This is a genomic window from Mycobacterium sp., assembly GCF_025965855.1.
In the GTDB taxonomy this organism is placed as follows: Bacteria; Actinomycetota; Actinomycetes; order Mycobacteriales; family Mycobacteriaceae; genus Mycobacterium.
In genome coordinates this window covers 1-7707 of sequence record NZ_JAOPWB010000345.1, presented here as the reverse complement: position 1 = coordinate 7707, position 7707 = coordinate 1, and the positions used below count along the sequence as shown (strand labels likewise).

Annotated in this window: 7 protein-coding genes and 1 pseudogene; 2 read left to right on the top strand and 6 right to left on the bottom strand. The window is 68.2% G+C overall.

Going from position 1 to position 7707, the window contains the following annotated elements:
• Both JWP83_RS29840 and JWP83_RS29835 read left to right on the top strand, forming a co-directional pair.
• Positions 1-192 (top strand): annotated as a pseudogene (locus JWP83_RS29840) (enoyl-CoA hydratase); the annotation flags it as partial.
• A 94-nt stretch (positions 193-286) separates the two neighbouring features.
• Positions 287-1660, top strand: a complete 1374-nt coding sequence (locus tag JWP83_RS29835; RefSeq protein ID WP_297738806.1) for an HNH endonuclease signature motif containing protein — start codon at positions 287-289, stop codon at positions 1658-1660.
• Here JWP83_RS29835 and JWP83_RS29830 read toward each other — a convergent pair.
• From JWP83_RS29830 to JWP83_RS29805, 6 genes are all read right to left on the bottom strand, one after another.
• Positions 1655-2812, bottom strand: coding sequence for a dihydrolipoamide acetyltransferase family protein (locus tag JWP83_RS29830; RefSeq protein ID WP_297738803.1), 1158 nt, complete (start codon positions 2810-2812; stop codon positions 1655-1657). The genes JWP83_RS29835 and JWP83_RS29830 overlap by 6 nt on opposite strands.
• On the bottom strand, positions 2809-3843 hold the full coding sequence (gene bkdB, locus JWP83_RS29825; RefSeq protein ID WP_297738801.1) for a 3-methyl-2-oxobutanoate dehydrogenase subunit beta: 1035 nt from the start codon (positions 3841-3843) through the stop codon (positions 2809-2811). Before bkdB ends, JWP83_RS29830 begins: the two co-directional genes overlap by 4 nt.
• Positions 3840-4931 carry a pyruvate dehydrogenase (acetyl-transferring) E1 component subunit alpha gene (pdhA, locus tag JWP83_RS29820; protein WP_297738800.1) on the bottom strand — a complete coding sequence of 364 codons (1092 nt, stop codon included), beginning with the start codon at positions 4929-4931 and terminating at the stop codon, positions 3840-3842. The genes bkdB and pdhA overlap by 4 nt, the downstream gene beginning before the upstream one ends.
• A gap of 224 nt (positions 4932-5155) precedes the next feature.
• Positions 5156-5977, bottom strand: a complete 822-nt coding sequence (locus JWP83_RS29815; RefSeq protein WP_297738798.1) for a CoA ester lyase — start codon at positions 5975-5977, stop codon at positions 5156-5158.
• The gene (locus tag JWP83_RS29810) at positions 5977-6486 is read right to left on the bottom strand and encodes a MaoC family dehydratase (RefSeq protein WP_297738796.1); all 510 of its coding nucleotides are present in this window, start codon (positions 6484-6486) and stop codon (positions 5977-5979) included. Before JWP83_RS29810 ends, JWP83_RS29815 begins: the two co-directional genes overlap by 1 nt.
• A complete protein-coding gene (locus JWP83_RS29805) occupies positions 6483-7637 on the bottom strand; it encodes an acyl-CoA dehydrogenase family protein (protein WP_297738794.1) in 1155 nt (384 codons plus the stop codon). Before JWP83_RS29805 ends, JWP83_RS29810 begins: the two co-directional genes overlap by 4 nt.
• Between the last annotated feature and the right edge of the window lie 70 nt (positions 7638-7707).

Below are 7707 nucleotides of genomic sequence, written 5' to 3'. Positions count from 1 at the left end.
GCCGCGGGTCCCGCGGCGGCTCCCCGCGAGGTGGTGCTGGCCACCAAGGCGACGATGCGCGCCACGATCAACCCGGGTTCGGTGGACACCGAGCAGCACGACCTCGCTATGCGCACCGAGCTCGGGCCACAGGTGCACTCGATCCAATCACCGGAATTCGCAGCGCGATTGGCCGCGGCGCGAGGTAAGTAGCACGCCGCAAGCGAATCTAAATCACTTGCGCCACTTTGGTTTCAGGTGTCTCAAGGCGACCGTTTTTGTCAGTGTCGCTGGTTAGTTTCGTCTTATGGCTACCAGTGTTGTTGATCGAGAGGCGATCACGGCGGCCTTTGCTGCACTGGATGCCGCGCTCGACAAAGTAGCCGCGCTGGACTGTCAGGCGTTGACCACCCGGGAGTGGTTGGCTCTATTGGAACGCTGCGAGAAGTCGCGCCGACGCATACCGGCCATCGAGCACCCGATGATCAATGCGCTGGCCCGCCAGGCCACCCCCGAAGAGTTGGGCGGCAAGCTCTCCCACGCGATCGCCGAGGCGACCCTGATCAGCCGCGCCGAAGCCGCCCGGCGCGTCAACGAGGCCGCCGACCTGGGACCGCGCCACGGATTGACGGGCGAACCGCTGCCGCCGGTGCTAGCTGCCACCGCCGCCGCGCAACGGGAAGGCAAGCTGGGTGCAGGCCAGGTCGCAGTGATCCGCAAGTTTTGGCATCAGCTACCCGGCTGGGTCGACGACAACACCCGCGAAGAGGTCGAAGTCCTGGTGGCCACCCAGGGTACCCAGTACCGGCCCGAACAACTGGCCGAATTCGCCGCCACGCTGGCCGACTGCATAAACCCCGACGGCACCTACACCGACGAGGACCGCGCGCGCCGCCGCGGGCTGACCCTGGGCAACCAACAAGCCGACGGCATGTCGGAGCTGCGCGCCCTGCTGACCCCCGAAGCCCGCGCCACACTCGAGGCCGCCTTGGCCAAGCTGGCCGCCCCCGGCATGTGCAACCCCGATGACGACACCGCCTGCGTGGACGGGCCGCCCACCCAAGACGCCATCGACAAAGACAGTCGCAGCCAAGCCCAGCGCAACCACGACGCGCTGACCGCCGCCCTGCGCGCCATGCTCGCGTCGGGAAAGCTGGGCCAACACAACGGGCTTCCAGCCTCGATCATCGTCACCACCACGCTGGCCGAACTGGAAGCCGCCGCCGGGCGCGGCTTGACCGGTGGGGGCAGCATCCTGCCCATGAGTGACGTGATCCGCCTGGCCCGCCACGCGCGCCACTATCTGGCGATCTTCGACAAGGGCAAGGCCCTGGCGCTGTATCACACCAAGCGCCTGGCCTCACCGGCGCAGCGGATCGTCTTGTACGCCAAGGATCGTGGTTGTACGGCACCCGGGTGCACCGTGCCCGGCTACTACTGCGAAGTCCACCACGTCATCGGCTACGCCGTCTGCCGCGCCACCGACGTCAACAACCTCGCCCTCGGGTGCGGAACACAACACCGCATCGTTCAACCCGGTGGCTGGAGCACCCGTAAAAACACCCGCGGCGACACCGAGTGGATCCCACCCCCACATCTCGACCGCGGACAGCCAAGAACCAACACTTACTGGCACCCCGAAAAACTCCTCCGCACCGATGACGACGGCGACCCGCTATAGGTCCAGGAGCGCGGTCTCGGGCGACTCGATCAGGTCCCGCAGCTCGCAGACGAACTGCGCCACCTCGGCGCCGTCGGCGACGCGGTGGTCGAACACACACGTCAGCCTCATCGTCGACCGCACGGCCACCTCGTCGCCGACGACCAGCGGGCGCGGCTTGATCGCTCCCATGCCCAGGATGGCCGCTTCGGGATGGTTGATCACCGGCATGCCGCCGTCGACGCCCAGCGCCCCGAAGTTCGACACGGTGAACGTCGAGCCTCGCAATTCCGCGGGCGTCAGGGTGCCCTCGCGCGCGCCGGCGATCAATTCGGCCGTCCGGCCGGCCAATTCGAGAGTGGTCTTGTCCTGCGCGTCGGTGATCACCGGGACCAACAGCCCGCGCCGGGTCGCCACACCGAACCCCAGATGCACGCCGCGATGGACGTGCACCTGGGGACCTTCTGGAGAGTCCACCCAGGTCGAGTTGAGAACCATGTTGTGGCCCAACGCAATAACGAGAAGCCGCAGCGTCAGCACAAACGGCGTGATCTCGTGGTGCGCGGGACGACAGCGGTCGCGCAGCCGCAGCAGCGCGGTGCAGTCGACGTCGACGCTGACTTTCGCGGCCGGGATTTCCCTGTGGGACGACGCCATCTTCTCCGCCATCCGGGCCTGCACCCCGCGGACCGGCCGAACGTCGTCTCCCGTCCCGCGGGCGGCCGCCAGCACGTCCGCGCGGGTGATCACCTCGCCCGCGCCGTGCGGCACCGCGGTGAGGTCAACGGACAGCTCCTTGGCCAGCTTGCGCACCGGCGGCGTGGCGAGCGGCCGGCTGGCCCGTCGGCTGGTGTCGATGCCCGCGTCGGCGCCATAGCCGACGAGCGTGGGCACCGCGGCCTCGCCGTTGGGCCCCCCGGCGGCGGTCTCGATGCGGACCAGCACCGCGCCCACCTTGAGCACATCGCCTTCGGCGCCGCATGTTTCGGTGATTCGTCCGGCATACGGGCTGGGGATTTCCACCTCGGCCTTGGCCGTCTCCACGGAGCACAGCAGCTGGTTGAGCTCGACCTCCTCGCCGACCGTGACGTACCAGCACGAGACCGTCACCTCTTCCAGTCCCTCGCCGAGATCGGGAACCCGGAACGCCTTGACGCGCTCGTCGGCACTCACGGCAGGCCCAACGCGCGCTCGACGCAGTCCAGCAGCCGGTCGGGACCTGGCAACCACAACCTTTCCAACCGTGCCGGCGGGTAGGGCGTATCAAAACCGCAGGCGCGCAACACCGGTGCCTCTAGCTCGTAGAACATCTCTTCCTGGATGCGGGCGGCCAGACCGGCTCCGTAACCCAGGCTGCGCGGCCCTTCGTGCAACACCACGCAGCGCCCGGTCCGATGGATCGACGCGGCGATGGTATCGAAGTCCAGCGGGACCAGTGACCGCAGATCGATGACCTCCAGACTCCAACCGCGTTGGCGTTGCGCGTCTTCCGCGGTGGCCACGGCGGTGCTCACCAGGCTGCCGTAGGTTACGACGGTCACGTCGCTGCCGGGTCGGCGCACCATGGCCTGCCCGATGGGCGGTTCGGGCCGGCCGGCGTCGACCAGGCCGCGACCCTGATAACGGCGCTTGGGCTCCAGGTACATCACCGGGTCGGGGCAGGCGATCGCGTGGCGAAGCAGCCAATAGGCGTCTGCCGGGCTGGACGGCACCACCACCTTCAGGCCGGCGGTGTGCGCCCAGTAGGACTCGGTGGAGTCCGAATGATGTTCGGCCGCACCTATTCCGCCGAACGACGGGATCCGGACGGTCACCGGCATGTTGATCTCGCCCCGGGTGCGCGTGCGGTACTTGGCCAGGTGGCTGACCACCTGATCGAAGGCCGGGTAGGAGAATCCGTCGAATTGGATCTCCGGCACCGGGACAAAGCCGCGCAGCGCCAGGCCGACCGCGATGCCGATGATGGCCGACTCGGCCAGCGGTGTGTCGAAACACCGGTCCTCGCCGAACGTTTCGGCCAGCCCCTCGGTTACCCGAAACACCCCACCCTCGACGGAGACGTCCTCGCCGAACACCAGGACACGATCGTCGGCGGCCATCGCGTCGCGCAGCGCGCGGTTGAGCGCCTGCACCATGGTCAAGGGCCGCACACCGAGCGCCGCGTCAAGCGCGGGCACGGCCGGAGGATCGGCGAGCTGGGTCATTCAACCCTCCCCAGTTCGGCCAGCAGCTGCTGGCGCTGCGCCTGCAGTCCGGGCGTGATCTCGGCATACACCGTGGTGAACACCTCGTCGACGTCGAAGTCGGGCGCATCGAACACCGCGTCGCGCAGGTCGGACCGCATCCGCTTCCCCCGCGCGGCGACCCGCTCCTCCAGGCGTTCCGACCACAGGCCCTGGCCCTGCAAGTAAGTGCGGTACCGCGGGATCGGGTCCAGCGCCGCCCAGCGGTCCACTTCGTCCTGGCTCCGGTATCGGCTCGGATCGTCGGAGGTGGTGTGCGGACCGAGCCGGTAGGTGACCGCCTCGATCAACGTCGGCCCGCCACCGGTCCGGGCCCGGGCGGCGGCCTCGGCCATCACCGCGTAGCACGCGAGGACGTCGTTGCCGTCCACCCGGATCCCCGGCATCCCGTAAGCAATCGCCTTGTGCGCGATAGAAGGTGCGGCCGTCTGCTTGGTAACCGGTACCGATATCGCCCACTGGTTGTTCTGCACGTAGAACACGCAGGGCGTGGCGAACACTGCCGCGAAGTTCAGCGCCTCGTGCACGTCCCCCTCGCTGGTGGCGCCGTCGCCGAGGAAGGCCACCGTCACCGAATCCTCGCCCAGGCGTTGCGCTGCCATCGCCGCGCCGACCGCATGCAGGGTCTGGGTGCCGATGGCAATCGACATCGGTGCGCAGCACTTCTTGGTGAATTCCAGGCCGCCGTGCCACGTCCCGCGCCATGCCGCCCCGACGTGCCCGGGCGGGATGCCGCGCACCAGATACGCGCCGAGCTCTCGATATTGGGGAAACAGCCAGTCGGTCTTGCGCAGGCAGGCCGCAGCGCCGACCTGGGCGGCTTCCTGGCCGCGGCAGGACGCGAACAGCGCCAGTTGCCCTTGGCGCTTCAGGTTGACGAACTCGGTGTCCAGCTCGCGGGTGACGACCATCATCTCGTAGAGCCAGCACAGAGTCTCCGGCGGAAGGTCGCGGCTGTAGCGGTGTTCGGCGGTGGGCGTGCCGTCGGCGGCGACAAGTTGCACCGGCTCGAGGTCGACGGTCATCGGCTTGTGAGAGCTCTGCGCCATACCGCCTCCTTAGTCCGGAGCCGCGTGGCGTGGCAGGTCAGCAAAACATCAGCCGGGACCTACCGCGAGCCGAAGTCGATCGCCAGCTGCACGAAAGTCTCCGCTCGCCGCGACACTGGCGTACTGCCCATTATGCGCTCAAATGCGAAGACACCGCGTTGATCGCGGCCGAGCCGCAAGCGTGTCGCACCGGTAGGAGCCGGCGGGGCCGGTGACGTCGATCCTTAGCCCGACGCGGGCTCCCCCGCCCGCCGCAGCAACATCTCCGCGTGCTTGAGCACCGGCGAGTCGACCATCCGTCCCTCGAACGCGAACACCCCTCGCTCGGACTTCGCCGCCGCCAGCACCCTGCGCGCCCAGTCCAGCTTCTCCTCGCTGGGGCGATAGGCCGCCCGCACGACGGGGACCTGGCTGGGGTGGATGCAGACGGTCGCGTCGAAACCCACGGCGACGGCGTCGTCGGCCTCGGCCCGCAGGCCCTCGATGTCACGGATGTCCAAATGGACGGCGTCGAGCGCGATCCGGCCGAATGCCGAGGCCGCGAGCAGGGTTGCCGACCGCACGTGGCGGGCGACGTCGCGGTAGGTGCCGTCGGCCAGCCGGCTGGAGCTGCCGCCGAGGGTGGCGACAAGGTCCTCGGCACCCCACATCATGGCGGTGGTGCCCTCGGCCGCGGCGATTTCGGCGGCGAACACCGCGCCGCGCGGCGTCTCGATCAATGCGACCACCTCGCGTGGCGCCAGCGCGGTCACCTGGTCGGCCGATTCGGTCTTGGAGAGCATCACCGACGTGTAGGCCGTATCGCCCAGGGCGTCCAGGTCGCGGGCGTGCTCGTCGGTGTCGGCCGCGTTGATTCGCACCACGGTGCGCTCGGGGTCCAGCGGGGTCTCCCGCAGCGCCTTGCGGGCGGCGGGCTTGTCCGCTTCGGCCACACCATCCTCGAGGTCGAGGATCACCACGTCGGCGGCAGCGGCGGCCTTGACGAAACGCTCGGGACGGTCGGCCGGGCAGAACAGCCAGGCCGGGCCGGCGGCGCGCAGGTCCATCACGACTCCTCTGTAGCTGGGCGCTTTTGTACCAGCGTGGTCCGCACCGCCCGCGCGACGACGTCGCCGTGCTGGTTGCGGCCGGTGTGCTCGAGGGTGACAATGCCTTCGCCCGGCCGGCTCTTCGACTCGCGCTTGCCGGTGCACACGGTCTCCGCGTACAGGGTGTCGCCGTGGAAGACGGGCTTGGGGAACGACACCTCGGAAAAGCCAAGATTGGCAACGATGGTGCCGAGCGTCAACTGCGCCACCGACAGCCCCACCATGGTGGAAAGGGTGAACATGGAGTTCACCAGCCGCTCTCCCCGAAAGCCCGGCTGCTCGGCTGCCCACGCCGCATCGAGGTGCAGCGACTGGGTGTTCATCGTCAGCGTGGTGAACAACACGTTGTCGGCCTCGGTTACCGTGCGGCCGGGCCGGTGCAGGTAGGTCGTGCCGGTCTCGAACTCCTCAAACCACAAGCCCCGCTGGACAATCGACTTGCTCGCCTTCGTCGCTCCCCCGGTCATCCAAGCCCCAGCGAGCGCGCGATGAGCATCAATTGGACCTCGGTGGTGCCCTCCCCGATCTCGAGGATCTTGCTGTCGCGGTAGTGACGCGCGACCGGGTACTCGTTCATGAAACCGTAGCCGCCGTGGATTTGGGTGGCGTCACGGGCGTTGTCCATCGCCGCCTCCGACGCGATCATCTTCGCGATCGCCGCCTCCTTCTTGAATGGCTTGCCGGCCAGCATCTTCGCGGCGGCTTCGTAGTATGCCGTGCGCGCGACGTGGGCGCGCGCCTCCATGCGGGCGATCTTGAAGCTGATCGCCTGATACGAGCCGATCGGCTGGCCGAACGACTGGCGTTCCTTCGCGTACTTGACGCTTTCGTCGACGCAGCCCTGCGCCGCCCCGGTCGCCAGCGCGGCGATCGCGATGCGGCCCTCGTCCAGGATGGACAAAAAGTTCGCGTAGCCGGTGCCGCGGGCACCCAACAGGTTCTCCTCCGGGACGCGGGCGTCGGCGAAGGTCAGCGGGTGCGTGTCCGACGCGTTCCATCCGACCTTGTTATAGACGGGTTCGACGGTGAAACCCGGTGTGCCGCTGGGCACGATGATCGTCGAGATCTCTTTCTTGTCCCCCGCGAGGCTTCCGGTGACGGCGGTGACGGTGACCAGGGAGGTGATGTCGGTGCCCGAGTTGGTGATGAATTGCTTGGTGCCGTTGATCACCCACTCGCCGTCGTCGAGGCGGGCGGTGGTACGGGTGCCGCCGGCGTCGGAGCCGGCGCCCGGCTCGGTGAGCCCGAACCCGGCCAGCGCCCGGCCGGCCGTGAGGTCCGGCAGCCACTTCTGCTTCTGCTCCTCGGTACCGAACCGGTAGATCGGCATCGCACCGAGACTGGCTCCGGCCTCCAGCGTGATCGCCACCGACTGGTCGACCTTGCCGAGTTCCTCGAGCGCCAGCGACAGCGCGAAGTAGTCCCCGCCCATCCCGCCGTACTCCTCCGGGAACGGCAGGCCGAAAAGACCCATCTCGCCCATCTTGGCGACGACCTCGTAGGGGAAGCTGTGCTCCTCGTCGTGCTTGGCAGAGACCGGGGCCACCACCTGGTCGGCGAATTCGCGGACGGTGTCGCTGAGGTCCTGGTATTCCTCGCTGAGTTCAAAATCTGGCATGGGGACTCCTTGGTCGGGTCTGTGGGTCTGTGGATCTGTTATCTGGGGATGGTGCTGAAGCTTGCGGGTG

Bases quoted from the DNA above. Each gene is read 5' to 3' on its own strand.
- JWP83_RS29835 (WP_297738806.1), top strand. From the start codon at position 287: ATGGCTACCAGTGTTGTTGATCGAGAGGCGATCACGGCGGCCTTTGCT.
- bkdB (WP_297738801.1), bottom strand. From the start codon at position 3,843: ATGACCCAGCTCGCCGATCCTCCGGCCGTGCCCGCGCTTGACGCGGCG.
- pdhA (WP_297738800.1), bottom strand. From the start codon at position 4,931: ATGGCGCAGAGCTCTCACAAGCCGATGACCGTCGACCTCGAGCCGGTG.
- JWP83_RS29815 (WP_297738798.1), bottom strand. From the start codon at position 5,977: ATGGACCTGCGCGCCGCCGGCCCGGCCTGGCTGTTCTGCCCGGCCGAC.
- JWP83_RS29810 (WP_297738796.1), bottom strand. From the start codon at position 6,486: ATGACCGGGGGAGCGACGAAGGCGAGCAAGTCGATTGTCCAGCGGGGC.
- JWP83_RS29805 (WP_297738794.1), bottom strand. From the start codon at position 7,637: ATGCCAGATTTTGAACTCAGCGAGGAATACCAGGACCTCAGCGACACC.